Origin of the sequence: Nocardia suismassiliense (assembly GCF_900269665.1) — a bacterium.
Lineage (GTDB): Bacteria > Actinomycetota > Actinomycetes > Mycobacteriales > Mycobacteriaceae > Nocardia > Nocardia suismassiliense.
In genome coordinates, this window is sequence record NZ_LT985361.1 from 1107031 (window position 1) to 1133027 (window position 25997).

Here is a 25997-nt window from a genome sequence, read left to right on the forward strand (position 1 = left end):
CGCGGCAACGGAAAGTGTGCCGCTGCTCGGCGATCTGCGGCGCATGTGGGCATTGCTCGAACTGTCCCGCTGGCGGGTCGTGGTGGCTGTTGCCTGGGGCGTGCTCGCGCTCGGCAGCGGGCTCGGGCTGGCGGCGCTGGCCGCGTGGCTGATCGCCCGTGCGTGGCAGATGCCGCCGGTGCTGGATCTGAGCATCGCCGTGGTGACCGTGCGAGCGCTCGGTATTTCGCGCGGACTGTGCCGATACCTGGAAAGGCTTGCCACTCATGATGTCGCGCTGCGTGCGATGGCGACGGCACGCACCTCGGTCTATCGCACGCTGGCCGGATCCGACTTCTGGCTGCGCAGGCCGTCGAGCGGCCGACGAGCAGCCGTTGTAGGTGCGGGGCGGCCGAACGGGCAGCTGCGCCGGGGCGACCTGCTCGTCCGAATCGGTAGCGACATAGACGATCTCGGCGCCGTCGTGGTGCGGGTGTTCGTCCCAGTCGCGGTCGCTGTCGTGCTTTCCGCGGTCGCGATCGGCCTGCTGGCCACGATTTCGATGGCCGCGGCCGCGATTCTGGCCGGGGCGCTGGCGCTTTCGGGGGTCGTCGCCCCATGGCTGTCGGCAAAGGCGGCACGGGACGCCGAACGGGCCGTGCGTGCGGACCGGGCCGAGTTCACCGCGCAGGCACTGACGGTGCTGGACCACGCGGCCGAACTGCGCGTCGCGGGTCGGCTGGACGCGGCACTCGGCGCCGCCACCAAAGCCTCGCGCCGGGCGGTCGCGGCGGAGGATGCGGCGGCCGCGCGCAGCGCGTGGTCGGCCGCGGCCACCCCGCTCTCGATCGGCGTGAGTGTGCTGGGTGCTTTGCTGATCGGCATCACCCTCTACGGTCCGTCGGGCGGTGCGCCGGGTGCGATGACACCGATGGCGCTCACCGTGCTCGTCCTGCTTCCGCTGTCGGCCTTCGAGGCGGTCGGCCCGCTGCCCGCCGCCGCCCAGGCGTTGACGACCGCTCGTGCGGCCCTGCGTCGGCTGACCGAGCTCGATGACGCCGAACCCGCGCCTACCGACCGTGCGCTCGAAGACGTTTTGTTGCAACAACTTCCGGAACTGCCCCAGGGCCGTAGGATTGCCGTGGTCGGGCCGAGCGGTGCCGGAAAGACCACGCTGCTGATGGCATGGGCGGGACTCTTCGACACTCCCCGGCCCGGTGTCACCTTCTTCGCCGAAGACGCGCATCTCTTCGGCACGTCCGTACTGGAGAACCTGCGTGTCGCCCGCGGCGATCTCACCGCGGCTGAAGCCGAGAAGGCCTTGGCCAGAGTGGGTCTCGGCGACTGGCTCGACTCCCTGCCGAAGGGCGTGCACAGCGATCTGATCGGTGGCGGGGCCGCGGTCTCGGGCGGTCAGCGCCGCCGCATCCTGCTCGCCCGAGCTCTCGTATCGCCGGCTCGGGTACTGCTGCTCGACGAACCGACCGAACACCTCGAGGCAGACGCGGGTGCCGAGCTGCTGCGCGAGTTGTTGGACGCCGACAGCGGTTTGGTGGAACCCGATCGAATTGTGGTGGTCGTCACACACCAGCTGCCACCACACCACAGTGCCGACGTCGTCGTCCGGGTCGAAGCATCAGCCCAGGTGAAAGCCGATTTCGTAGATCGCGCGACGCACACTTCCGCCCTCGGAGAAATTCCGTTGCCGACCCGCTGATCCATGGCTAAATTCGTCAGTACACAGGAAGGAGGTGGTTCGAAGAATGGTTATTCAAAGGACGCGTGAGGTGGCTGCGCGCTAGCGCCACCGCTGCAGTGTTTCGCCGCGCGAGCGCTAGCGAATACCACGCAGTCACCCGGCCCCCGAGCCCCTGGTTGAGTCCGACCAGGACCTGAGCGACTAACCCCGCTTCGGTAAGGCTCGGGGGCTGTACCTTTTCCGGATGCGTTTCGGCACAACGACCGAAAGTCGTCGCTCTGATACCTAGCCGATGTAGCGCTGGAGCCGGGCCGAGAGGCGAGGCTCGAGGGGACCGTCGGCTACGACGCGTTCCTCGACATAAGCGAGGTCGCCGCCTTCGACGATGCCGTAGAGGCGCTTCGCGCCGCCGACCACGATGCCGGACTGGCTGCGGATGACCACGTCGGTGGCGAGCTCCCAGGAGGACTGGGTGAGCGCCTGGCCGTAGAAGAGTTCGACGATGCCGGTGCTGTGTGTGAGCAGCAGCTCGATGACCTCGTCGTTGCCGTCGATGCCGACCCGCCAGAAGCCGCTCTCGCGCAGATCGGGGCCCGAGTAGTTGCCCTCGGTGTCCAGCGCCCAGGAGCGCGACTCCCAGGACAGGTAGTCGCCGCCGTCGTGCGCGACGATGATCTGCTGACCGAAACGGTAATCGCCACGCTCCGGGTTGTTGCCCTCACCCTCGCCGCGCCACACGCCGACCATCGGCAGCAGCGCAAGCATGGAGGAGCTCAGATCCGGCCCGAGCCGCAGATTCGCGGTGTCCTCGGGCAGCGGCAGATCGGGCAGCACCGGAATGTTGCGGGCACCGGTCGTCTTGGCCCGCTCGACGGCCTCGGACACGGCTTGATCGCCGCTGCGGCGACCAGCCGATTCGGGGGAGCCGTTGCCGTTCAGTTGTTCACTCGCTTGCTCGGCCGGGTTTGAACCTTCGCTCGCGAGATCGCTCATGACTCGGTGAACAGCCGGTAGAAGACGTACAGGCCGAACCAGCCGATGAGGATGGCGACGGCCACCAGCAGAATCTCGAAGAAGAGGACCACATCTGGAGTCTATCGACAACCACCGCCGCATATGCAGACGACCCCGGTGCTTCCCGTCACGGTGCGGGAAGTCCGGGGTCGTTAGCTGCGTGCGGTCTCTTACTTGGCGACTGCGACGTCCACGGGATGGATTCCCGCGCCTTCCGGACGAACCTCGGCGGAACCGTTACCGGCCGAGGAGAGCGCCCGCAAGGTCCATGCGCCCGGCGCCGCGAAGAAGCGGAAGTCGCCGGTGCCGGAGGCGACGACCTCGGCGGTGAAATCACCGTTGCCGTCGAGCAGGCGCACGAACGCGCCGCCGACCGGCTGGCCGTCGGTGCTCAGGACACGGCCGGTGATGACCGTTTCCTTCTCCACGTCGACGCCTGCCGGAATGGCCTGACCCTGGGTAGGTGCTGCACACATGTTGATTACGCTCCCAACTCGATCGGTGCACCGACGAGGGAGCCGTACTCGGTCCAGCTCCCGTCGTAGTTCTTGACATTGCTGTGGCCGAGCAACTCCTGCAGCACGAACCAGGTGTGCGAGGAACGCTCGCCGATCCGGCAGTAGGCGATGGTCTCCTTCTCGCCGTCCAGGCCCGCTTCCTTGTAGATCTCGGCGAGCTCGGCGTCGGACTTGAAGGTGCCGTCCTCGTTCGCGGCCTTGCTCCACGGCACGTTGATGGCGCCGGGGATGTGGCCGGGACGCTGGCTCTGTTCCTGCGGCAGGTGCGCCGGGGCCAGGATCTTGCCGGAGAACTCGTCGGGCGAGCGGACATCGACCAGGTTCTTGGTGCCGATGGCGGCGATGACCTCGTCGCGGAACGCGCGGATGGTCACGTCGGGGGCGGCGGCCTTGTACTGGGTGGCCGGGCGGTTGACGCCGTCGGTGGACAGCGGGCGGCCGTCGAGCTCCCACTTCTTGCGGCCACCGTCGAGCAGCTTGACGTTGGTGTGGCCGTACAGCTTGAAGTACCAGTAGGCGTACGCGGCGAACCAGTTGTTGTTGCCGCCGTACAGGATTACCTCGTCGTCGTTCGAGATGCCGCGCGCCGAGAGCAGGTCGGAGAACTGCTCCTGGTTCACGAAGTCACGACGAACCTGATCCTGCAGGTCCTTCTTCCAGTCGAGCCGGACGGCGCCCTCGATGTGGCCGTTGTCGTAGGCGGAGGTGTCCTCGTCGACCTCGACGAAGACGACGCCGGGGGCGTTGAGGTTCTCTTCGGCCCAGTCCACGGAGACCAGGACATCGGAGCGAGCCATGTTGTTCCTTTCAGAGATGAAACAGCGGATCAGTTCGGTGCCGGGGACGGGGTAATCCGGCGGAAGCGGGCGACCAGGGGATAGATCTGGCAACCCAGGCAAATCCCGAACGCCGCGTTCAAGAACGCCGCGAACAGGGCAAAGCCGGCGAAGACCACGCCGACAACTGTGGAGCCGAGCGCGAAGCCCAGCAGGCTGACCACCGCGAAGACCAAGCCGAGCAGCTGCGCGAACTTCAGCGGCGGCACGGGTTCGGTCTCGGTGGCCGGGGCGACCCGCGGCGCGACGAACTTCGCGTAGAGGCGGCCGTACGGATGCTTGCGCGGACCGTAGGCGGCGCCGATCGCGAAGACGACGGCTTGCGCGGCGATGAGCACCGCGGCGGCGACGGGGGAGAAGATGGCGGCGATCAGCACCAGGACCAGGACGGCGGTGGTGACCCACGCGGCGAACCGAGGTCCGCGAACGTCTACCTGTCCCTGGGGAATTGGCTGATTCTGCGAAGTGTTACCGATTTCGGTGGACATTGTGCGTACTCCTGCGCTGGATGCGACTGATGGCTGGAAAATTGCCAGTTCGCCGGGGGATCAACGAGATCACTCGCACGGCGGACAAAGGTCGGCGTCAGGAAATCTGAGAAGAGCCGACCGCTCAGCGGCACAGGCAGCAACAACCACCGAGGCGGCACAGGTCAACTGTGCGGCGTCGGGTGAGCATCAGCTCGTGGTTGTAAAGCACGAATGCAGTTTACCTAATCAGGCGGGGGAATTGGACCCCGGGTTGATCACAGCCGTCCGGGGACCTTGTCAAGGCCGCTAGGCGGCGACAGTCAGTGGCTCCAAAGCGGAGCGCAGATCGGTCACCTTCGGCACGCCGGAGATCCGAAAGCGTTCGCGGCCTGCACTATCGAAGACGAACGTGGTCGGCAAGGAGAGCACGTTCAGTTCCTTGGCGAGCACCGGGTCGGCGTCGATATCGATCTCGATGTCCAGCGGCGGCTGCGCCGACTCGGCCAGCTGGCCGGTGACGTCGGCGACGACGCGGCGCACCGCGACACAGGGGCCACACCAGTCGGCGGAGAAGTGCAGCACGGCGGGGCCGGTGCCGGTCACGCCGACGGCGGCGAGCAGATCGGCACGCGCCGACCCGATTTCGACTACCTCAGCGGCGCGGACCTTGCCTTCGCGGCGGCGCAGGAAAATGCCCACCGCCAACGCGGCGAGCAACACCGCTGCCAGAACTGTGATTTCAATCATGATTGCTGCAATCGGTCGAGGTCGATCGTCACATTCACACCCTTGCCTTCAGCCACGATCCACCCACCATCTGCACGTACCTTGGCGGGTTGCACACCGAACGGCAATTCTTTGATGTCGATAGTACGGGTGAACCGCGCGAGCACCGCGGGCTGATCGGCCTGCGGGAGCAGCGCCAGCGGGATGGTGTCGGTCTCGGCCGGGCAGGAACCGGTCGCCGTGATCTTCACCTCGCCACCGTCGACCACGAGCTCGGCCCGCACGGCGACCTTCTTGCCTGCGAACTGCTTGTCCGTCCCGTCCGGCAGGCTGCCGGTGAGGCACAGCACGCCATCGGTCGCGGTCATCCCGGAGCCGCCCGATCCGCCGGTGCCGTCGGATTTATCCGCCGGCGGGCCCTTGACCTGCAGGTCAGGAATGTTGAACAGCCTGCCGAGCTCGGTCGGCCCGATGCGCAAGGAACTCTCGACCCGCTCCACCGGCACGTTGCGCAGGCTGCCGTCGACCAGCTCGCCCAGCGGCAACCGCACGCCGGTCAGCGTCGCCTCGAACTCGTATTCACCCGGTGTGTGCGGCTGGTTTCCACCCGCCCTGATCCAGACATTGTCGTAGCGGCCATCGAGCGCCTGCATGAGGAAGGAGACGCCGCGGATGGCCACCGCCGGATCGGCAGGCAGATCGGCGCCCTTACGGAGCGCGCGCGAGACGCGGTATTCCGAATAGGCCGCGACGCTGAAATCAGTGACTACTGCGAGTCCCGCGAGAATCAGCAGCCCGATGATGAGCTTGCGCATTGGTGCACCTTAGCCATCCCCGGCGCGACGGTGCATTTCTGGTATCAGACATATCACTCGTGATGACTCGGCGACCCGGATGGCGAGGTCATCGGGGTCGACACGCTAATCTTGCATCGAATTACCTGTGATCAGCGACGTGGCCCCCGGCAGTGCGGCTGTTGTCCTCGGAGCTACGAGATGGGAGGAGAGCTTGTGGAGCTACTCCTGCTGACCTCCGACCCCAACCCTGAAGCGGTGCTGCCCTCACTGGCGTTGCTGGCGCATCACGTGCGTCCGGTGCCCACCGAGGTCTCCTCGCTGCTGGAGGCGGGAAGTGCGGATGTCGCGCTGGTCGACGCACGCACCGACCTGGCCGCCGCGCGCGGCCTGTGCCGCCTGCTGGGCAGTACCGGGTCGTCGGTGCCGGTGGTCGCTGTGCTCACCGAGGGTGGCCTGGTCGCGGTCAACGCCGACTGGGGACTCGACGACATCCTGTTGCCCGGCACCGGCCCGGCCGAGCTGGACGCCAGGCTGCGGCTGCTGGTCGGCCGCAACGGCGGCGTGGCGAGCCCGGAGAACTCCGGCAAGATCACCCTCGGCGAGTTGGTGATCGATGAGGGCACCTATACCGCCCGCCTGCGCGGGCGCCCGCTCGATCTCACCTACAAGGAATTCGAGCTGCTCAAATACCTCGCGCAGCACGCGGGCCGGGTATTCACCAGGGCCCAGCTGCTCCAAGAGGTGTGGGGCTACGACTTCTTCGGCGGCACCCGCACGGTCGACGTGCACGTCCGGCGGCTGCGCGCGAAGCTCGGCAGCGAGTACGAATCGCTCATCGGCACCGTGCGCAACGTCGGCTACAAGGCGGTGCGGCCGTCCAGGACGGCGAGCAAGAACGACCAGGCCCCCGCTGCGGAGGACGAGCCGGAGGGCACGGACGACGCGCCGCTCGCTCCGGTCAACGGCTCTGTGCAGTGAGGTCGGTGGGCGAAGCCGCCCAATCCGAAACACCGTTGCGTCATTATGTGTTCGCGCTGTGTTCAGCCCGGTATTCGCCGCGGCACCAGGCGGCCGCGCACCGGCCCGAACGGACGCGAAATGCCGCGTCGCGCAATGACGTTGTCCGAGTGGGCAGCCCGGTCGGGCCGCCGCGGAAAACGAGGAATGGAGCCCGATGAACGGCGTGGCAGCACAGTGGACCGAGCGGCTGGATTCGGCCGCCGCAGCCGCCGTCCGGCAACTGCTCGAACGCGCGACCGCTGCCGACGGTGTCGCCCCCGTTTCCGAGCAGGCGGTGCTGTCACTGAGCGCGGGCGATGATCCCTCGGTGCGGCACCTGCTGGCGGTCCGCGGCGACGTCGTCACCGGTTACGCGAATCTGGTACCGGCGCACGGCGAACATCCGGCGATGGCCGAGGTCGCGGTCGATCCACCGGCCCGTGGCCACGGCATCGGCACCGAACTGGTCGCGGCCGCACTCACCGAGGGCGGTCCCGGTACCCGAGTCTGGGCGCACGGAAATCTGCCCGCCGCGAAGGCAGTTTCGGCTCGGCTCGGCCTGGCCACCGCACGCGAGCTTTGGCAGATGCGCCGACCGCTGGCAACACCAGAGCTACCGCAGGTTGCCGCGCGCGGCGGAGTGACGATCCGGACCTACGCGGGTGCCGCCGACGATGCCGAATTGTTGCGGGTGAACAACGCCGCCTTCGCCTGGCATCCGGAGCAGGGTGGCTGGACCGCACGCGACATCGAGGCCCGCCGCGCCGAGCCGTGGTTCGACCCGAGAGGCCTGTTCCTCGCGACCGACACCGCCCACCCCGACCGGGTCCTCGGATTCCATTGGACGAAGGTGCATTACGACGAGGCGCCGCCCGTCGGCGAGGTCTACGTCGTAGGCATCGATCCGGCCGCGCAGGGCCGTGGACTCGGCCGCCTGCTGACCCTGGTCGGCCTGCATTATCTACGCGATCGCGGCCTCGCCGAGGTGTTGCTTTACACCGAGGCCGACAACACGTCGGCGGTACATACCTACACCCGGCTGGGGTTCACCCCGGCACACATCGATGTCGCCTATGCGGCGGGCTCAACTGAATAGCAGGGGCCGCGCCGGGGGCCGTCGAGTAAAACTGCGGCTAATGTCACACATAACGCCCTAATCGCGCTTGCCTGTTCACTCGCCGTTCACTCAGTTCGGTCCAACTGTAAACCAGGCGACTTTACGTTGAGTGGTGGGCAGCCCACGGCTGCCTGGTGCGCAAGTTCCCCGCGAACAGCACCACATCACCCGTCCGGGCCGGTGAGGGACCGGACGAGTAGGACGCCTTTCCGGAGGAATCAGTGAATTTCAAGCGCAGCAGCGCCCTCGTTGGTGTGCTGGCCGTTGGTGCCATGACCCTCGTCGGGTGTGGCAGTGACGACAACACAGCCGGCACCGAAGGCAACAACGCCAATGCGGAGATCGCCTGTGGTGGCAAGAAGGCGCTGAAGTCCAGCGGTTCGTCGGCGCAGAAGAACGCGATGGACCGCTTCGTCGCCGCCTACGAAACCAACTGCGACGGCCAGACGCTGAACTACACCTCGAGCGGCTCCGGCGCAGGCGTCAACGAGTTCATCGGCAACCAGACCGATTTCGCGGGCTCCGACTCGCCGCTCAGCTCCAAGAAGGAAGAGCCGGCCAAGGCTCAAGAGCGTTGCGGTGCTCCCGCCTGGAACCTGCCGACCGTCTTCGGTCCGATCGCCATCACCTACAACATCGACGGCGTCACCGACCTGGTGCTCGACGGCCCGACCGCCGCCAAGGTGTTCAACGGCACCGTCACCACCTGGGATGCCCCGGAGATCAAGGCGCTCAACCCGAACGCCAAGCTCCCCTCCGACAAGATCGCGGTGATCTTCCGCAGCGACGAGTCGGGCACCACCGACAACTTCCAGCTCTACCTCGACGCCGCCTCCGAAGGCGCCTGGGGCAAGGGTGCGGGCAAGGCGTTCACCGGCGGTGTCGGTGAGGGCGCGAAGGGCAACGAAGGCTCCTCGGCCGCGGTCAAGAGCACCAAGAACGCGATCACCTACAACGAGTGGTCGTTCGCCAAGGCGCAGAACCTGTCCATCGCGCAGATCATCACCTCGGCCTCCAAGACCCCGGTGAAGCTGGACACCGCGTCCGCGGGCAAGGCCATCGACAGCGCGAAGATCAAGGGCGAGGGCAACGACCTGGTGCTCGACACCAGCTCGTTCTACAAGCCGACCGAAGCGGGCGCCTACCCGATCATCCTGCCCACCTACGAGATCGTCTGCTCGAAGTACAAGGACGCCGACACGGCCAAGGCGGTCAAGGCGTTCCTGACCTCGGCGATCAGCAACGGCCAGAAGGGTCTCGACGAGGCCGGGTACGTCCCGATCCCGGAGAAGTTCAAGACCCGCCTGACCACCGCGATCAACGCCATCTCCTGATCGCACGCCAAAGCCATGACCGTGCACCCTGAGGTGACCGCCGCCGGCTCGTCGGATTCGACGGGCCGGCGGGCGGCCGGAGACATCGACCCCATGTCCAGTGAACCGAGCACCGAGCCGGCCAAAAAGGCTCGCCCCGCCCATAACCACCGGGCCGAGATCATTTTCCGGTCTCTGGCCACGGCATCGGGCGCGACCATCGTCGCCGTTATCGCGCTGATCGCGCTGTTCCTGCTGATCCGCGCGGTGCCCTCGGTCATGGCGAACGACGCCAACTTCTTCACCACCAGCGAGTTCAATACCTCGAACGCGGACAATCTCCGGTTCGGTATCCGTGATCTGTTCATGGTGACGGTGCTGAGCTCGATCTTCGCGCTGGTGATCGCGGTGCCGATCGGGGTGGGCATCGCCCTGTTCTTGACGCACTACTCGCCGAAGCCGTTGGCACGGCCCTTCGCGATGCTCGTCGATCTGCTGGCCGCAGTGCCGTCGATCGTGTTCGGCCTGTGGGGCTTTCTGGTCCTCGCGCCACACCTGAAGCCGGTGCAGGAGTTCCTGAACGACAATCTCGGCTGGTTGTTCCTCTTCTCCGACGGCAATGTGACGATCTCCGGTGGCGGCACGATCTTCACCGCGGGTGTGGTGCTCGCGGTGATGATCCTGCCGATCATCACCTCGGTGTCGCGTGAGGTCTTCGCGCTGACGCCGCCCGCGCACGTCGAGGCGGCACACGCCCTCGGCGCGACGAAGTGGGAGATGGTGCGGATGACCGTGCTGCCCTACGGCCGCAGCGGTGTCATCGCGGGCTCCATGCTCGGACTCGGGCGCGCGCTCGGGGAAACCATCGCGGTACTGGTCGTATTGAAGACCTCCGCGCAGGCCGGCGGCTGGTCGCTGTTCGACGGTGGGTACACCTTCGCCTCCAGGATCGCGGCCTCGGCCTCGGAATTCAGTTCGCCGCTGCCGACCGGCGCCTACATCGCGGCCGGCTTCGTGCTGTTCGCGCTGACCTTCGTCGTCAACGCGCTGGCCCGGCTCGCCGCGGGCGGAAGGGTGAACGGGTAATGACCACGACCACGCTCGACAAGCCGATCAAGGCGCCGACCTTCCGTGACGTCAGCACGAGTCGCCGGCTTCGCAATCACCTCGCGACCGGCCTGGTGTGGCTGTGCTTCGGTATCGCGCTGATCCCGCTGGCCTGGGTGCTCATCATGGTGGTGAGCAAGGGCTTCGAATCGGTCATCTCTATCGACTGGTGGCAGAAGTCGCAGAAGGGCATCCTGCCCGACCAGTCCGGTGGCGGTGTCTACCACGCCATCTACGGCACCATCGTGCAGTCCGCGATCGCCGCGGTGATCGCGGTGCCGATCGGCATCATGGCCGCCGTCTACCTGGTCGAATACGGTCGCGGCTGGCTGGCCAAGACCACCACGTTCATGGTGGACATCCTCGCGGGTGTGCCGTCCATCGTCGCGGCGCTGTTCATCTTCGCGCTGTGGATCGCCACCTTCGGCGCACCGCAGAGCGCGTTCGCGGTCGCGCTGGCGATGGTGCTGCTGATGCTGCCGGTGGTGGTGCGCAGCACCGAGGAAATGCTGAAGCTGGTTCCCGACGAACTGCGCGAGGCCGCGTACGCGCTCGGCGTGCCGAAATGGAAGACCATCGCGCGGATCGTGATACCGACCGCGCTGCCCGGCATGATCAGCGGCATCCTGCTCGCCCTCGCCCGAGTGATGGGCGAGACCGCGCCGGTACTGGTGCTCGTCGGCTACAGCAAGTCGATCAACAGCAACGTCTTCGACGGCAACATGGCCTCGCTGCCGCTGATGATCTACCAGGAGCTGGCGAACCCGGAGCCCGAAGGCCGGGCCAGAGTCTGGGGCGCGGCGCTGACGCTGATCCTGCTCATAGCGCTGCTGTACGCGGCGGCCGCGGTCGTCAACAAGCTGCTCACGCGGAATCGATAGGAAACTCAGATGGCCAAGCGGATCGACGTCAAAGACCTGAACATCTTCTACGGGAAGTTCCACGCGGTCGCCGACGTGGACCTGACCGTGCTGCCCCGCAGTGTCACCGCCTTCATCGGCCCGTCCGGTTGCGGTAAGTCCACCGTGCTGCGCTCGCTCAACCGCATGCACGAGGTGACGCCGAACGCCCGCGTCGAGGGCGCCGTGCTGCTGGACGGCGAGGACATCTACGGCTCGCAGATCGACCCGGTGGGCGTGCGCCGCACCATCGGCATGGTGTTCCAGCGCCCGAACCCGTTCCCCACCATGTCGATTCGCGACAACGTGGTGGCCGGGCTGAAGCTGCAGGGCGTGCGCAGCAAGAAGGAACTCGACGAGGTCGCCGAGCGCTCGCTGCGCGGCGCGAACCTCTGGAACGAGGTCAAGGACCGCCTCGACAAGCCGGGCGGCGGCCTGTCCGGCGGTCAGCAGCAGCGCCTGTGCATCGCCCGTGCGATCGCGGTGTCCCCGGACGTGCTGCTGATGGACGAGCCCTGTTCGGCGCTCGACCCGATCTCCACGCTCGCGATCGAGGACCTGATCACCGAGCTGAAGAAGGAATTCACCATCGTCATCGTCACCCACAACATGCAGCAGGCTGCCCGCGTGAGTGACCAGACCGGTTTCTTCAACCTGGAGGCCCAGGGCAAGCCGGGTCGGCTGGTCGAGATCGACGACACCGAGAAGATCTTCTCCAACCCCGGCAAGAAGGCGACGGAAGACTACATCTCCGGTCGTTTCGGGTAACAGTCGCGACGGATCGTCGAAAAAGCCCCTGTGCCGGACCAAGTCGGGCACAGGGGCTTCGGCGATGTCTACTGGTTCCAGGTGCTGTTCTGGATGTTCCAGCCGCTGCATCCCTGGCCCTCAGCGCACACCTTCAGGCCGACACTCCAGACCCGTGCCGCACCCTTCGCGAATGCTTGGTCGTGGGCCGGTCGGCCGCTGCCGTACTGCACGGTTTCGATTTGGCCCGACTGCAGTTTGAATTTGGCCTGTACCTCGAAACTGCATTTGGCATTGGAGTTGTCGTTCCGGCCCGTCTTGATATACCAGGAAGTTCCGTAACCATCACGCGGAAGTCCGCCGATATGGACAACGTCAGCCGACCATACGCAGCTCCCGTGCGATTGGCTGACGACCGGACTCGCGCTCGCAAATCCGGTGCCGCCCACCATCATGGCGAAGGCCGCCGCCCCGACGGTGGCTCCGGTGAGCAGGCTCTTCTTGGTGTACGACATGGTTCCCCTCCATTGTTCAAAACGCTTCCCGCGGCGGGGTATTGCTGTCTTCCCCCGTGCTGATAATTGTGCTGTGCCACGCTTAATATCGGCTTGTGATGATCTTGTAAGTGCGTGGCGGAGAAGGCTTTGCTTCGCAGCGCCTTATTCTTCGGGCGTCACCGCGTCGGCGGTCTGCGCCACGTAATTGTTCGGGCGATGCTCGCTGTCGGATTCGGAGCCACGGGTGGGCGATGGCAGTCCGAAGAGGCTGCTGCTCGCGGGTGCTGTGGCAGCGGGACTCGCGGTGGACGCGGGAACGCTGGTGGCAGCAGGGGTCTGCTCCGCGAGTGAGCTCTGCGGTTGGGTATAGGTAGCCGCAGGCGGTGTTGCGGGGGTGCCGGATGGCGGCGTTGCCGGTGTGCCGGATGGCGGTGTTGCGGGGGTGCCGGATGGCGGCGTTGCCGGTGTGCCGGATGGCGGTGTTGCGGGAGTGCCGGACGGCGGCGTTGCCGGTGTGCCGGATGGCGGCGTCGCGGGAGTGCCGGACTGTGGCGTTGCGGGAGTGCCGGACTCCGGTGTGCCGGGCTGCGGCGTGGCAGCCGGCTCGTCCTTCTTCGGTGCCTCGCCGGGCACGCTGTCGACCGCCTTGTCGACGCTGTCGATCACCTTTTCGGCTGCGGTGCCCGCGGAGTCGAGCAGACCCTTACCGGCCTCGCCCCCCGCCTTGATGAGGTCATCCCAATCGTCGTCGAATTTGGCGACCGACTCGAGCAAGGTGGGCACGTTGCCGGTAATGGTGCCGATCGTGCTGATCAGGTTGATGACATTCTCCGGCTTCCAGGAGTCCGGATTACTGGCCGGGCCGGACGTCGTAGGGGCCGCGGTGGCCGGGGTGACCGGAGTGGTCGGCTCGCTGACGGGCTTGGCCGTCGGGTTTTCTTTGGATGGCTCGGTGGCCTTGGGCTGTTCCGTGGTGGGCTTGGCCTCTTCCGCAATGTTTTTCGGAGTACCCGCCGCCGGCGTCTGCGTGTTTTCCTTGGACTTCTCCTCGGTCCCGGCGGGCACCGTGGCCGGTTGTTCGGCGCTGATCTGCTGTGCGGTGAGCGTCGACTTCGGCTGTCCGGTCAGGGTATCGAGCGGATCGCCGGTGCCGAGCGCCGTGCTCTGCGTCTGTACCGCGGTGTTCGCCTGCTCGATGGCGGTGGTGATACCGGTTTGGGTGCCGACCATCTCGTTGAGGGCGGTGGTGATCGCCGTCTGATAGGTGTGCAGGTCGTCGCCCGAGCCCTCGCCCGACGCGGTGACCTGCCAGTCTTCGGAGACCTGGTATCCGGCGGCGGTGGCTTCGGTGACCTTGTCCAGCAACGCTTGCCGGTAACCGGTGAGCGTATTGCCGCCGTTGATCAGCGCGTTGGCGAGTTCGGTCGTCTCCTGCGCCATCTTGTTCGCGGTGTCCCGGTCGCCGGCGATGCGGTCGTAGGCGGCGTAGTAGGCGTCGCCGCTCCAGTGCGAGCCCGCCTCCCTGATCTGGGTGACGGTCTTGTCGATCATCGTGACGAAATCGGTGTTGCGTGCCTTGATTTCCTCGCCGGCCTCATTGAGTTTCCAAGGCTGCCACTGTGTTTGCACCTGGCTGAGCGTCGGAATCGCGGCGGCGGTCTGGTCGCCGCTCCTCATTGTCCGCCGCCGAGTGCCTTGAGGCTGTCGCGGAAATCCTGGTCCGTCACTTCATAATTGGCGGCACCACCTTTGGCGATATTGGCTATCGCCTTGCAGCGCTCCGCCATTCGCAGCCAGCCTGCTTCGATCTGGTCACCGGCGGTGGTGCACGCCGCGGTGATCGTGGAGCCGGGCAGCGCCGCACTCAGCGCATCCGTCTTGGCACGCGCTTTCAGCGCGGCGATCTCGCCACTGATGGTGTCCATCGATGTGGCCAACGCGCGCAACTCTGTTGGATCGACCTTCATTTCCGCCCCTTCGTGCCGTAACTCCCATAACGGCATCCCCGCAGCGAGTCATGCATCGCTCTACTGCGCGGTCAATCTTTCATCTCTCGACCATGAGACGTCAAGCCCCCCGGCGGAAAACTGCCTGCCATCCTGCGGCGGTTGGCAGGCAGTCGTTGCTCACGACTCGACGTCGGAGTCCGGCGGCAATACGCCGGTGACGAGGAAGATGACGCGGCGGCCGATTTCGACGGCGTGGTCGGCGAAGCGCTCGTAGTAACGACCGAGCAGGGTGACGTCCACGGCGGCGGCGACGCCGTACTTCCAGTCGCGATCCATCAGCAGCGTGAAGAGGTGACGATGCAGGTCGTCCATCGCCTCGTCGTCCTCGTTGAGCTGCGCGGCGCGCTCCGGGTCGCGGGTCTCCAGCACCTCTTTGGCGCCCGCACCCATGTTGACCGCGATGCGGCCCATCTCGGCGAAGTAGCCGTTGACCGCCTCGGGCAGCGCGTGGTTGGGGTGGCGCCGCCGGGCCACCTTGGCCACGTGCAGCGCGAGCGCGCCCATCCGGTTCACATCGGCCACGATCTGGATCGCGCTCACCACCTGCCGCAGATCGCCCGCGACCGGTGCCTGCAGCGCGAGCAACGCGAACGCACGCTCCTCGGCGTCCTGGATCAGCTCGGCGATCCGGTCCGACTCGGTGATCACCTGCTCTGCCAGAGCGAGATCGGCCTGGAGCAATGACTGGGTCGCCCGGTCCATGGCCGATCCGGCCAGCCCGGCCATCTCACCCAGCAGGTGGGCGAGATCGGCCATTTGCTCGTTGTAGATGACACGCATGAAACCAGACATTAGTTGCCGGCGCTGACCAAGTCACGAACGGAGGGTGAATGACCGGTGCCGAACGGTAGCGCTGGAGTTGCCGCAGGTCGCGGCTCCGCTCACTTGCAGGTCTCGTCGGCGGCGTTGACGTGCTCCAGATCGGACGGCAAGGTGACCGGCGTCGCAGGTGCGGTCGTCGCGGGCACGTTCGAGATGACGTCGCCGACCGGGGTCGGCGGGCGCACCGTGCCGGTGAAATCGCCGCCGATGACGACCTCGACGATGCCGCCGAGATCACTCGCCGATTCCATCAGCGCACCGGGTATCGAGCTGGCCACCGTCGCCGCGGCGGCCTCCTGCCCCGGGCCGTAGCGCACCTTGGAGGTGACCTCGCTGCCGCCCGAATAGTTGCCGATATTGAAGATCTGGAAACCCTGGTTGCCGAGCTTGGTCGCCGCCCGCTGCGCCAGACCCGAGGTGCCCGAGGCGTTGGAGACCAGCAGCGACACCGTGCTCGGATCGACCGCATTCAACTTGGGCGGGGCGGGCGGCGCAGACGGGATGGAACCGGGGGCCGGGCTCACCTTCTTCTCGCCCGGCAGCGGCTGATCGTCGCGGATCGCCTTGAAGATCGCCTTGATGTCCTGCTCGCGCGGGATCTCGTTGCCGTAGGAGGTGGTGCCCGCGGTCGGGATGGTCAGGAAGGTGACGGTGCCCGCATCCAGCTTCTGCAGCGAACGGCCGAGCGTCAGCAGGTCCGACGGCTGCACCTTGTCGACCCAGGTGTGTTTGGTGAACTCGCCGATGAAGCCGTTCAGCTTGCCGGGATCGAAGAGCACCTTGCTGGAGAGCGCGCCGCGCAGCAGCGAGGCCATGAAGCGTTGCTGCCGGTTGATCCGGTCGTAGTCGCTGCGCTCCTCGCCGTAGACGTGCCGGGCCCGCACGTAGTTCAGCGCGGTCGAGCCGTCCACCTTCTGCTTGCCGGGGTGCTCGAGCACGGTGCCGAGCACCTCGTCGGTGATCGGCTTCGGCGCGCACACCTCGACGCCGCCGATCTGGTCGACCATGGCCTCGAAGCCGGCGAAGTCGACCGCGATGAAGTGGTTGATCGCGCTACCCGTCATGCGCTGGATGGTGGTGAACAGGCACTTGGGCCCGCCGAGCGCGTAGACGGCGTTGAGCTTGTCACCGATGGCCGAGGGGAAGGTCTCGGCGGTGTACTGGACCTTCTCGTTGTCCCAGCCGTTGCACTGCGGCCGGGTGACGTCGAGGTCGCGGGGGAAGGAGACGACCACCACCCGCGAGCGGTTCTTCGGGATGTTCACCAGCATGACGGTGTCCGCGCGGGAACCCTCGGCATCGTCGAGCGTGCCCGCGCCGACCTGGCTGTTCACGCCTGCGCGGGTGTCGGTGCCGACGAGCAGGTAGTTCTCGTCACCGAGCTGGGCATTGGAGTCGACGACGTCGTCGGTGTTGTTGTCGATCGCCGAGATCTGGGTGAAGTTGTTGCCGGTGGAGCGGAGATAGCTCCAGCCGCCGCCGGTGGTGAGCAGGCAGAGCACCGCGAACATGGCCAGCGCGCTGCGGCCCGCGAGGCGTAGCCGTTTGTTGCGGCGCTGCTTGCTGGCGGCCAGGCGGGACAGCGGCGCGGCGCCGACGGACTTGGGTTGTGCGGCACCGGATTCGTCGTCGGTCTTCTTGCGCTTGGCGCGGGTGGTCTCGGCCAGCGGCGGCAGGATGTCGGTGACCTCTTCGGCCGTCTCCGGCTTCCCGCGGGTCGGTGCGGGGGCTTTCCTGCCGTCGTCGGCGCTCGGGCCGCGACGATTCGGGGTGCGCGCAGCGGGGGCGCCGGTGATGTCCTGTACGACCGGGGAACCGGCGGTGCGCGGTGGTGGGCCATCAGCGGAGCGGCGCGGGGCCTGCTCGGTCGGGCGTCCCGGCGCCGCCGGGCGTCGAGCGGCCGGATCACCCTGGCGGCGGGCGGTCTGGTCCGGCTGACGGGGTGGCTCGCCTTGGCGTCGCGTCGGCTCCGCAGGGCGACGCTGGGTGGGTTCGGCAGGTCGTTGATAAGCCGGGTCGGATCCGGCAGGCGGTTCACCGCGCCGGACGCCTCGGTTCGGTGCGGGGGTCTCCGGTTCGCCGCGTCGGGCGCCCCGGCTGGGCGCGGCGGCCTCCGGTTCACGGCGCGGACCTCGGTTCGGCGCGGGTGCGCCGGCTTCCGGTGTAGCCGCGGCGCGCCGGCCACGACGGCCGGACCGCTCGTTGTCCACCTTCTGCACCAAATCCTGCACGGTCAGCGGGGCGGCGCCCGGGTCTGCCGTGGCGTCGGTGTGGCGGGATCGCCGGGACGACCGGCCACCGTCTCGCTCGGTGTTGTCCTCCGTGGGATAGCGCTCCCACGGGGCGCGATCTCCGGGCCGTGGCGAACGCCCGTGCCGATCGTCCCCCACCAACGAACCTCGCTTTTCGTCTACGTCGCCGCCTCGGGCCGTACTCGACCGGCATGACCGATTCCGCAATGATAACGATTCCGCCACGGCGGGCCACTCGAGTACGAAATCGAATTGGCCACAGTGTCGTTTGGATACCCGATTCGCCGTCGCTTCGCCTGGGTGTCAGCCCTGTCGATGTCGCTCGGTTCTCAGCCGCCGCTGTGCATTACGTCGGCGCCGTGCGGGACCGCCGGGTCCTGTGGGTCGTCGAGCCAACCGTGCGGCAGCGCGACTTTGCCTGGGGAGCCTTGTCTTCCGCGCGGACCCTCGGCGTCCCTGGGGAACGGAGCCGTCGGATCGAGCTGTGCGACAAGGTCTTCCAGCTCGACGAGGCTGGACACCGTCGCGAACGCGCGGCGCAGCTCGGCGCCGACCGGGAAGCCCATCAGATACCAGGCCATGTGCTTGCGCAGGTCGCGCATGGCCTTGTCCTCGCCGACGTGCTCGGACAACAGGGCGCCGTGCCGGTACAGCACCTCGCCGACCCGGCCGAGGTTCGGTGGTTCGGGCAGCTCCTCGCCGCGCAGTGCGGCCTGGAGCTCGGCGAACAGCCACGGGCGGCCGAGGCAGCCACGACCGACCACGACACCGTCGCAGCCGGTCTCGGCCATCATCCGGACCGCGTCGGCGGCCGAGAAGATATCGCCGTTGCCGAGCACCGGAATGGTGGCGACGGCCTCCTTGAGCCGGGCGATGGCGGTCCAGTCGGCCTGCCCGGAGTAACGCTGGGCGGCGGTCCTGGCGTGCAGCGCAACCGCTTGCGCGCCTTCGGCTTCCGCGATGCGTCCGGCGTCGAGGTAGGTCAGGTGCTCGTCGTCGATGCCGATCCGGAACTTCACCGTCACCGGGACGCCCGCCGGTTCGGCGGCTTCCACCATGGCGCGCACGATCCGGCTGAACAGCGCCCGCTTGTACGGCAGCGCGGCGCCGCCGCCGAGCCGGGTGACCTTGGGCACCGGGCAGCCGAAGTTCATGTCGATGTGATCGGCCCAGCCCTCGCCGACGATGATCCGCACCGCCTCGGCGAGCGTGGCCGGGTCGACGCCGTAGAGCTGCATCGACCGCGGCGACTCGTCGGCGTCGAACGACATCATCTCCAGCGTCTTCTCATTGCGCTCGACCACCGCCCGCGCCGTGATCATCTCGCAGACATAGATCGAGGTCGGGCTACCGAATTCGCGGCACAGCTTGCGGAACGCCAGATTCGTGATGCCCGCCATCGGCGCGAGCACCACCGCCGGATCGACCGGATACGGCCCGATCCGCAGCGCGCTCGGCACTCCGGTAGTCATCGTCACGCCGTCCAGTCTCTCATTTCCGCACGTAAGGAGGCTGTGGGGGGCCGGTACGTCCACTTCGTCGACGGTCCAGCCCCGCCGCGCGGGCCCTTCAGCTGGACATCTCTCCACGAATTCGTGAGCTGGTAATGATCCGTATCACGACGCCTGCCAAAAACGCCGCGATACAAACGAACGCAAATACGAATGAAATAGACAAACCGCTTCTGTATCGAAATGCAAGCACGACGCCGTCGCCGACAAGACTTGCTGCGGCCAGCGTCAACGCGGCTACCGCCGAGTTCCGCACCCACGCCGGGGCACGATCGCTCATCCATAAAACTGGGAGGCAACACACGGCAAGTGCTGAAGTAATGACGAGGATTGCCATATCCGCGCTGGTGGTCTCCGCGCTTCCGCCCGTGTGCTCCAATTTCCACATCAACAGAGCCAAGAACCCGGCCATCAGCGCCGCGCTCAGTGAGTACACGGTCCCCTGAGCTCTTTGTGAGCGCGCCTTGCTGTTCATACCACTACTCTCGGCCGGTTATCTGATAGACCATTCGGCGGTGCCGTCCAGTCGGGTTCCGTTGTCGAACGATGACGTCGCAGAATCGGGCCATTTGCCATTGTTTGTCCACACCGAGTTGTCTGTCGCGGTGGCCTTGAGCGCTACCAGCGTGCCGACCTGGGCGCCGAGCACTGCGGTAAGCCCCGTTACCGCAGCCACAATCATGGCGGGATCTGCTATTGCCTCCTCAGCGATCAATGCGGCCCCAGCCCAGGAGAACACTCCCGACGCGATACCGCCCAGAGAGGCGGTTACAGCGGCGGCTGCTTTGACAACAACGGCGAGAACGCCTCCATAAAAGGCGAAACCGGCGACCGCCGAGGTTCCGAGCGCGATGGCCGCGTCTTTTCCGATATCGCTGATCCGCTTCGCCGACGCGTTGTGCGCTGTAGCAAGAGACTTGTAAGCAAACTGCGCGGCGCCCTGCCACTCCGCAGTCGACTTCAGTGCGTTCGGATCAATGTTTCCGGCGACTTGAGATGCGCTTCCGCGAATATCGAGCCAGTCCAACGCCCACATCGACATGTAGACCGGGGCGGCAACCCCCTTCAGGAGATCCGTGATCGTTTCGATGAGCCACTTGCCGAACTCGACAACCTTGTCGCCCGCCCATTTGATGGCCGCCTCCATCGCATCAGTGATCCACCAATGGTCGATCGCACTCGATACTATGCCTGGCGCCGCGTCTATCTTCTTGTCGACTTCCCTCAGCTTGGTATCTATATTGTCGATTATCTCTTCGAACTGGGTGATGCTGAATTCCATGATTCGATGCCTAACTCAGCTGTAAGGATCTACCAGATGTTCTTCAGCTGCTCGCCATATTTGAGATCCTCTTCGTCATACGTATCGGCGACGCTTTTCAGCGTGGCACCGGTATCGGAGAAAGCGACCGAGCCTTCTTTGCATCTGTCCGATGCTTCCTGTACGAGTTCGGAGTGGGTTGTGACGAAGGCTTGAAACAGTCCGGCTTCAGGTCTGTTGAACTTCAGTTCGGCAATCGAATTCGACACGGCGGTCAATGTTTCGGACTCGCGGATCCAAATACCGGCTTCTGCCCGAAGATCGCTGGTTACGACCTTTATACGGTCGGCGCTGGGGCGTGTACCCATGATTCGATACTTCCGATCTATTTATTGAGATTCGCCATAAAGGCGATGACATCCGATATGACCTGATCGGCTTGCGACATCTTTCCAGTGGGTGTCGCAATCGATGTGAGGTCACGCCGCGCCGCCGTGGCGGCCTCGTTGAGTGCGGAGGTAATCGCAGAACCGCTACGGCCGGTAGCCCAGTGGGATCCGATTTTGCAGCCGACCATCGTGCCGTCGCGTGCGAGAGTTACCGCTACCCACCCCTCTGCTTCCTCGCTTACCCCGACGACGTCATCGTTCTCGTCTTCCGATGCCGATCCATCGACCAGGCTGAAAACGGCGGCCGTCAACTGATCGAGCGATAACACCCTCCCGGGACCAGTGGTATCCGTGGCCGCGGGGACCGGCGCTGCCGCGAAGTCCTCGACACGCATGGACTTCAGCCTGTCGAGAACACCCGAGTCGACTGCTGCATCAGCATTCGCTACAGCGCGGGCCCGTTCGGCATTCCTACTCGCATCGACCACTGCCTCGCCAAGTGCTGACGGGTCCAGACGTCGCTCCCAGGTCTCAGCCACCCGTATTTCCAGAAGGTCGTTCCGCCGACCGAGCACTGTTGTAATAATGCCGGCGTTATCTGTTCCCATCACCTGTTGAGGTAAAGACTCAGTCACCAGGTTCAGTAGACGTTGGCTCTCCTGTGCGTATGCCTGAAAGCGTAATGTTTTGTCCAGTAGTTCTGCTGTCCCGTCGCCGGTCTGTCCACTGGACGGTGAACCTGTGGACCGAGTGGCGTGTTCGGAAACTGCTGGAGAAAACGGTGCTGACTGTGCTGTGGAATTGGGAACGGACTGGGATGGCGCAGCTGCCGCCGGCGGTTGAGAAGGGGCTAGGGGATATGCGGGAGGAGTGGCGGGCGTAGGTAGAGGAGGCATCTTAGGAGCTGCGCGGAGTGGCTCCTCGTCCCAGAATTCATCCGGGTCGTCATAGTGGTTGTAGAATCCGCCCGCCATTACCACACCTCACAGTGAAAACCGTCAGCAGAGGTGGGAGACTTTGTGTGCTGGATAATCAGCATCGAACCCCCCGGTCGTACTATCTGCCGCCGCCACGGCGACCGAAGCTACCCTCTCCGGCCTCATTCGGTTTGTCAAGTCGACCGGTGCGGGCAGTTGCCTGAACAGTTGTCGCGAGAGCGAGAATTTACGGCGACGTATCGACCCTTGTAGTTGAGCGGGAGAGACCAGTCCGCTCGGTTTTCCCGTCAACTTTCGGGCTGCGCCGGATCAGGCGAGGGTGGGGAGTCGGTCGGCCAGGTCGGGCAGCTGCCAGGGTCCGTCGGTCTCGATGGTTGCGGTGGCGGTCCAGCCGGTGAGGGCGGAGATGGCGCCGCCCTGGACGGCGAAGACCTGGCCGGTGATGGGGCAGTTCTCCTGGGCGAGGTAGGCGACGATGGGGGCGATGTTCTCGGGGGCGAAGGCGTCGAATTCGCCGGCGGGGACCGCCGCGGCGAACATGGCGCCCATGCCGGGGGTGGCGAGGGTGAGGCGGGTGCGGGCGACGGGGGCGATGGCGTTGACGCGCACGCCGTAGCGCTCCAGTTCCAGCGCGGCGACCTGGGTGAGTGCGGCGATGCCCGCTTTGGCCGCGCCGTAGTTGGCTTGACCGGGGTTCGGCAGGAAGGTGCCCGACGCGGAGGCGGTGTTGATCACCGATGCGGCGACCGGCTGGCCCGCCTTCGACTGCGCCTTCCAGTACGCGGCGGCATGGTGCAGTGCCGCGAAGTGGCCCTTGAGGTGCACCGCGATCACCGCGTCCCACTGCGTCTCGTCCATCGCGGCAATGAATGCGTCGCGCAGGATGCCCGCGTTGTTCACCAAGATGTCCAGCCCGCCGAAGGCGGTGATCGCCTGCTCGGCAAGGGCTTTCGCGCCCGCCCAGTCGGCGATGTTCGCGGTGTCGGCGATGGCGCGCCCGCCCGCTGCGGTGATCTCGTCGACCACCTGCTGGGCCGGGCCGGCGTCGGCGCCGAGACCTTCGTTGTTCCCGCCGAGGTCGTTGACCACGACGGCCGCTCCTTCCGCGGCCAGTAGCAGCGCGTGAGCGCGGCCGATGCCGCGGCCTGCGCCGGTGACGATGGCGACGCGTCCGTCCAGCGAACCCATGTCGTTCCTTTCGAGGTGAGTGCGCGCGGTCAGACCAGCAGGCCGGCGAGGTTGGTGAGGGAGGCGTCGAGTTCCTTGGTGCTGGCGCGTTCGATCGCACCGCCGATGGCGCCGACCATCATCTGGCTGACGAACTCCGCGTCGATGCTGACTTCGGAAGCGTTGTCGCCCTTGGCCGCAACGGTGAGCGTGAAGGTGATCCGCGCGCCCGCGAGACCCGTACCGGAGAACTTCGTCGAGTTCGGCGCGTCGTAGTCGTCCACAGTGAAGGTGATGGTGTTCGCCATCCCCATGATGGTGAGCACCTCGGTCATGGTGGCCCCGGTGGACAGCTGGGCGGGCGGCGGCTCCTTCCACTTGGTGTGCACCGTCAGCCATTCCGCGAAACGGTTCGGGTCGGACAGCACCGCCCACACCTTCTCCTGGGCGGCCGGAAACTCCTTGGAAACCTTGGCTTGCGCCATGGTGGTTCTCCTCACATCGGTAAAACAATTGGCGTAGTGCCGAATTCAGCGATCGGTCGGCCGGTACGCGGTGACGATCGCCGCGCCGCCCAGCCCGATGTTGTGGGCCAGCGCGACTTTCGCGTCGCCGACCTGGCGGGCCGCGGCCTCGCTGCGCAATTGCCAAGTCAGCTCGGCGCACTGGGCCAGACCGGTGGCGCCGAGCGGATGCCCCTTCGAGATCAGGCCGCCGGACGGGTTGACTACCCACCGCCCGCCGTAGGTGGTGTTTCCTTCTTGATCGCGGGCTCGAACTCCGCGAGCCCGTCCTGGATGACGAATCGGTCGCTGTCCGACCAGGTTTCGAAGGTGTAGCGGTCCCGCCCGTCCTGGTGGCCGGTCGCCCACGTCGCGGTGGTGGTGGTCTGGCCAGGGAACGCGGGCGAACTCAGCCGCACGGCAAGCCTTTTCAGCCGGGTCGGGTCGTCCGGGCTGATCCGGGTGATCAGCGCGTGCGAGATGAACGCGATCGTGCACAGGCCGTGGATGATGATCCCGGGCAACCCCATCGCTTTGGCGAACTCGTCGACGAGGTGGATCGGCATCGGATCGCCTGCGGCCCGGGCGTATCGGAAGGTTTGATCCGCGTCGAAGGTCTGGGCCGTGGTGAAGTCCGGCTCGCGGGCCCGCAGGTTCTCGTCGAAGAAGTGCGCGGGGCTCGGCTCGCCGCGGGCGCCGTCGAACCGGCCGCCGCGGAAGAAGCCGACGAAGTACTGCTCGTTGACGAGGTCGCCGCGGCGCACGCTGTAGGTCTCGATGTGTGAGGTGACGACCACGCCCGAGGATTTGCCCTCGATCCCGACCGGCCGCGCGCGCACCTCCAGCAGCTCGCCGGGCTCGATCGGCCGGTGGAACCGGAAGTCGTGTTCGCCGTGCAGGATTCGCAGCATCAGATCGTCGGGCACCACCGACATCGCGGCGTCGGCCATCATCACGGTGATCGGCACGACCGCGAAAACCGGTGGCGCGTATACCCCGTCGAGATGCTGCCGGATCGGATCGTTGGTCGCCGCGGCGTAGGCGATCGTGCGCGCCCGGTCCACCTCGAACCGGTCCCGCGCACCCCAGCTGCCCAACCGGTTTAGGTTGAATGTCGTCCCGTCCGGCACCGCTGCCGCACCCGCCGCCGGTGTGCTGCGGGAGTTCCCGCGCTCCGGCATGCAGACGAGCGCCGCACCCGAGGCCTCGTCCGGCCGCTCGGCCGTCGCGTCGTTGCCCATAACTCAACGCTAGGAAGCGGCACTCCCGCCCGGGATGACCGCGCGGCGCACGTTCGGTGACCGCCGCGCTCACCGCATCCGGCCTGGTAGGTTCGCCTCGACCAGGGACGCAGGAGGTAGTGGTGACGGCGAGGACGGTGCCGATCGACTTCGTGCGCTCCGCCGTCGCCACCGCCGAGCGCGAGGGCGTCGACATCGGCCAGCTGCTCGGCAGCGCCGGGGTCGCGCCGGAGCTACTGGCCCAGGATCGCGCGCGGGTGACGGTCGAGCAGATGGCCGCGACCATGCGTCAACTGTGGCGGATCACCGACGACGAACTGTTCGGCCTCGGTCCGGCGCCGGTGCCGCGCGGGTCGACCCGGCTGGTCGGCTTCGGCTTGGTCGGCTGCCCCGATCTGGGTGCGGCGATCGCGCGGTTCGGCGAATACCAGCGACTGCTGCCCGGATTGCCGCCGATGGTGGTGACCACGGCCGGCGGGCGTACCCGGTGCACGCTCGACACCAGCGTGCTCGCCGCGGCCGAAGAGCTGCTCACCGTGTTCCTGCTCGCGGCGATCCACCGGATGATCTCCTGGGGCATCGGCCGCCGAGTCCCCTTGCGCCAGGTCGAGTTTCCTTATCCGCGGCCGCGCAATGTCGCCGACTACGACCTCGTCTTCGGCGCTCCGCTCGTCTTCGAGGCCGCCACCGCGGCGATCACCTTCGACAGCGAGCTACTCGCCGCCCCGCTCACCAAGACCGAGCAAGACCTCATCGACTGGGCCCGCAACGCCCCGATAGACGTGCTGTCCCGGCGCGACTACGGCACCTCGCTCGCCGAGCAGGTGCGCAAGATCCTCGCGCGGGGCCTGCACAGTGGGCGGGCAACGGCGGCCGGCCGGGCGGGCGAACACTGGCCTACTGCGGACGAGGTGGCCAAGCGGCTGGCCATGAGCCCACAGACGGTGCGCCGCAAGCTCGGCGAGGAGGGCACCTCGATCACCCAGATCCGTGAGGACATCCTGCGCGACGCCGCGGTGGCCAGCCTGGTGCGCGGCGACGAGACGGTGGAGGCGCTGTCGGCCCGGCTCGGCTTCTCCGAACCGAGCGCGTTCCGGCGGGCGTTCCGCCGCTGGACCGGGAGCCCACCCGGTTCCTACCGCAATGCATCGCCGGCGGAGAGCTGAATCCCGCACCGCAGCAGGCA

Annotated in this window: 27 protein-coding genes and 1 pseudogene; 8 read left to right on the forward strand and 20 right to left on the reverse strand. The window is 66.6% G+C overall.

Annotated features, from left to right (window positions below; all coding sequences use genetic code 11):
• Positions 1 to 43 precede the first annotated feature (43 nt).
• On the forward strand, positions 44 to 1696 hold the full coding sequence (locus tag DBO33_RS05050; RefSeq protein WP_107659991.1) for an ATP-binding cassette domain-containing protein: 1653 nt from the start codon (positions 44 to 46) through the stop codon (positions 1694 to 1696).
• A 267-nt stretch (positions 1697 to 1963) separates the two neighbouring features.
• Here the strand turns inward: DBO33_RS05050 and DBO33_RS05055 are convergent, their stop codons facing one another.
• The 6 genes from DBO33_RS05055 to DBO33_RS05080 form a co-directional block, all read right to left on the reverse strand.
• Positions 1964 to 2671 carry an FABP family protein gene (locus tag DBO33_RS05055; protein WP_107653990.1) on the reverse strand — a complete coding sequence of 236 codons (708 nt, stop codon included), beginning with the start codon at positions 2669 to 2671 and terminating at the stop codon, positions 1964 to 1966.
• 191 nt (positions 2672 to 2862) lie between these two features.
• On the reverse strand, positions 2863 to 3168 hold the full coding sequence (locus tag DBO33_RS05060; RefSeq protein ID WP_040730884.1) for a DUF1416 domain-containing protein: 306 nt from the start codon (positions 3166 to 3168) through the stop codon (positions 2863 to 2865).
• Positions 3169 to 3173: 5 nt separating this feature from the next.
• Positions 3174 to 4007, reverse strand: a complete 834-nt coding sequence (locus tag DBO33_RS05065; RefSeq protein WP_107653991.1) for a sulfurtransferase — start codon at positions 4005 to 4007, stop codon at positions 3174 to 3176.
• Positions 4008 to 4036: 29 nt separating this feature from the next.
• On the reverse strand, positions 4037 to 4534 hold the full coding sequence (locus DBO33_RS05070; RefSeq protein WP_107653992.1) for a DUF4395 domain-containing protein: 498 nt from the start codon (positions 4532 to 4534) through the stop codon (positions 4037 to 4039).
• Between the two features lie 288 nt (positions 4535 to 4822).
• Positions 4823 to 5263, reverse strand: coding sequence for a thioredoxin family protein (locus DBO33_RS05075; RefSeq protein WP_107653993.1), 441 nt, complete (start codon positions 5261 to 5263; stop codon positions 4823 to 4825).
• On the reverse strand, positions 5260 to 6057 hold the full coding sequence (locus DBO33_RS05080) for an LmeA family phospholipid-binding protein (RefSeq protein WP_107653994.1): 798 nt from the start codon (positions 6055 to 6057) through the stop codon (positions 5260 to 5262). Before DBO33_RS05080 ends, DBO33_RS05075 begins: the two co-directional genes overlap by 4 nt.
• A gap of 195 nt (positions 6058 to 6252) precedes the next feature.
• On the opposite strand from DBO33_RS05080, the gene DBO33_RS05085 reads away from it, so the two are divergent.
• From DBO33_RS05085 to pstB, 6 genes are all read left to right on the forward strand, one after another.
• Positions 6253 to 7017 (forward strand): winged helix-turn-helix transcriptional regulator, encoded by a 765-nt coding sequence (locus DBO33_RS05085; RefSeq protein WP_107653995.1) that lies wholly within the window; start codon positions 6253 to 6255, stop codon positions 7015 to 7017.
• 196 nt (positions 7018 to 7213) lie between these two features.
• Positions 7214 to 8134: a mycothiol synthase gene (gene mshD, locus DBO33_RS05090; protein WP_107653996.1), complete on the forward strand. Its 921-nt coding sequence runs from the start codon at positions 7214 to 7216 to the stop codon at positions 8132 to 8134.
• 242 nt (positions 8135 to 8376) lie between these two features.
• Positions 8377 to 9489, forward strand: coding sequence for a phosphate ABC transporter substrate-binding protein PstS (pstS, locus tag DBO33_RS05095; protein ID WP_107653997.1), 1113 nt, complete (start codon positions 8377 to 8379; stop codon positions 9487 to 9489).
• 93 nt (positions 9490 to 9582) lie between these two features.
• Entirely contained in the window at positions 9583 to 10554 is a 972-nt protein-coding gene (gene pstC, locus DBO33_RS05100; protein WP_199856932.1) for a phosphate ABC transporter permease subunit PstC, read from the forward strand.
• Positions 10554 to 11456, forward strand: a complete 903-nt coding sequence (pstA, locus tag DBO33_RS05105; RefSeq protein WP_107653998.1) for a phosphate ABC transporter permease PstA — start codon at positions 10554 to 10556, stop codon at positions 11454 to 11456. The genes pstC and pstA overlap by 1 nt, the downstream gene beginning before the upstream one ends.
• A 9-nt stretch (positions 11457 to 11465) precedes the next feature.
• Positions 11466 to 12242 (forward strand): phosphate ABC transporter ATP-binding protein PstB, encoded by a 777-nt coding sequence (gene pstB / locus DBO33_RS05110; RefSeq protein WP_107653999.1) that lies wholly within the window; start codon positions 11466 to 11468, stop codon positions 12240 to 12242.
• A 68-nt stretch (positions 12243 to 12310) separates the two neighbouring features.
• Here the strand turns inward: pstB and DBO33_RS05115 are convergent, their stop codons facing one another.
• The 14 genes and pseudogenes from DBO33_RS05115 to DBO33_RS05185 all read right to left on the reverse strand — a co-directional run bounded on the left by DBO33_RS05115 (position 12311) and on the right by DBO33_RS05185 (position 24811).
• The gene (locus DBO33_RS05115; RefSeq protein ID WP_107654000.1) at positions 12311 to 12736 is read right to left on the reverse strand and encodes a hypothetical protein; all 426 of its coding nucleotides are present in this window, start codon (positions 12734 to 12736) and stop codon (positions 12311 to 12313) included.
• A gap of 144 nt (positions 12737 to 12880) precedes the next feature.
• Complete coding sequence (locus DBO33_RS42590; RefSeq protein WP_159080122.1) at positions 12881 to 14395, reverse strand: hypothetical protein; 1515 nt, start codon at positions 14393 to 14395, stop codon at positions 12881 to 12883.
• Positions 14392 to 14685, reverse strand: coding sequence for a type VII secretion target (locus tag DBO33_RS05130; RefSeq protein ID WP_159080123.1), 294 nt, complete (start codon positions 14683 to 14685; stop codon positions 14392 to 14394). The genes DBO33_RS42590 and DBO33_RS05130 overlap by 4 nt, the downstream gene beginning before the upstream one ends.
• 159 nt (positions 14686 to 14844) lie before the next feature.
• Positions 14845 to 15507: a phosphate signaling complex protein PhoU gene (gene phoU, locus DBO33_RS05135; protein ID WP_107654002.1), complete on the reverse strand. Its 663-nt coding sequence runs from the start codon at positions 15505 to 15507 to the stop codon at positions 14845 to 14847.
• Positions 15508 to 15608: 101 nt separating this feature from the next.
• Positions 15609 to 17939, reverse strand: coding sequence for an LCP family glycopolymer transferase (locus tag DBO33_RS05140; protein ID WP_107654003.1), 2331 nt, complete (start codon positions 17937 to 17939; stop codon positions 15609 to 15611).
• Positions 17940 to 18130: 191 nt separating this feature from the next.
• Positions 18131 to 19273, reverse strand: coding sequence for a tRNA dihydrouridine synthase DusB (dusB, locus tag DBO33_RS05145; protein ID WP_107654004.1), 1143 nt, complete (start codon positions 19271 to 19273; stop codon positions 18131 to 18133).
• Between the two features lie 97 nt (positions 19274 to 19370).
• Positions 19371 to 19787, reverse strand: a complete 417-nt coding sequence (locus DBO33_RS05150) for a hypothetical protein (RefSeq protein WP_107654005.1) — start codon at positions 19785 to 19787, stop codon at positions 19371 to 19373.
• An 18-nt stretch (positions 19788 to 19805) separates the two neighbouring features.
• Positions 19806 to 20594, reverse strand: coding sequence for a hypothetical protein (locus DBO33_RS05155; RefSeq protein WP_107654006.1), 789 nt, complete (start codon positions 20592 to 20594; stop codon positions 19806 to 19808).
• Positions 20595 to 20623: 29 nt separating this feature from the next.
• Positions 20624 to 20941 (reverse strand): hypothetical protein, encoded by a 318-nt coding sequence (locus DBO33_RS05160; RefSeq protein ID WP_107654007.1) that lies wholly within the window; start codon positions 20939 to 20941, stop codon positions 20624 to 20626.
• A gap of 17 nt (positions 20942 to 20958) precedes the next feature.
• Positions 20959 to 21597 carry a hypothetical protein gene (locus DBO33_RS42595; RefSeq protein ID WP_159080124.1) on the reverse strand — a complete coding sequence of 213 codons (639 nt, stop codon included), beginning with the start codon at positions 21595 to 21597 and terminating at the stop codon, positions 20959 to 20961.
• Between the two features lie 612 nt (positions 21598 to 22209).
• The gene (locus DBO33_RS05170) at positions 22210 to 23088 is read right to left on the reverse strand and encodes an SDR family oxidoreductase (protein ID WP_107654009.1); all 879 of its coding nucleotides are present in this window, start codon (positions 23086 to 23088) and stop codon (positions 22210 to 22212) included.
• A gap of 29 nt (positions 23089 to 23117) precedes the next feature.
• Positions 23118 to 23552: a type II toxin-antitoxin system Rv0910 family toxin gene (locus tag DBO33_RS05175; RefSeq protein ID WP_107654010.1), complete on the reverse strand. Its 435-nt coding sequence runs from the start codon at positions 23550 to 23552 to the stop codon at positions 23118 to 23120.
• A gap of 45 nt (positions 23553 to 23597) precedes the next feature.
• Positions 23598 to 23822: pseudogene (locus DBO33_RS05180) on the reverse strand (thiolase C-terminal domain-containing protein); the annotation flags it as partial.
• A complete protein-coding gene (locus tag DBO33_RS05185) occupies positions 23795 to 24811 on the reverse strand; it encodes a MaoC/PaaZ C-terminal domain-containing protein (RefSeq protein WP_234390700.1) in 1017 nt (338 codons plus the stop codon). The gene DBO33_RS05185 and the pseudogene DBO33_RS05180, both read right to left, overlap by 28 nt.
• Before the next feature lie 122 nt (positions 24812 to 24933).
• Between DBO33_RS05185 and DBO33_RS05190 the strand changes: the two genes are divergently transcribed.
• On the forward strand, positions 24934 to 25977 hold the full coding sequence (locus DBO33_RS05190) for an AraC family transcriptional regulator (protein WP_159080125.1): 1044 nt from the start codon (positions 24934 to 24936) through the stop codon (positions 25975 to 25977).
• Positions 25978 to 25997: the final 20 nt, after the last annotated feature.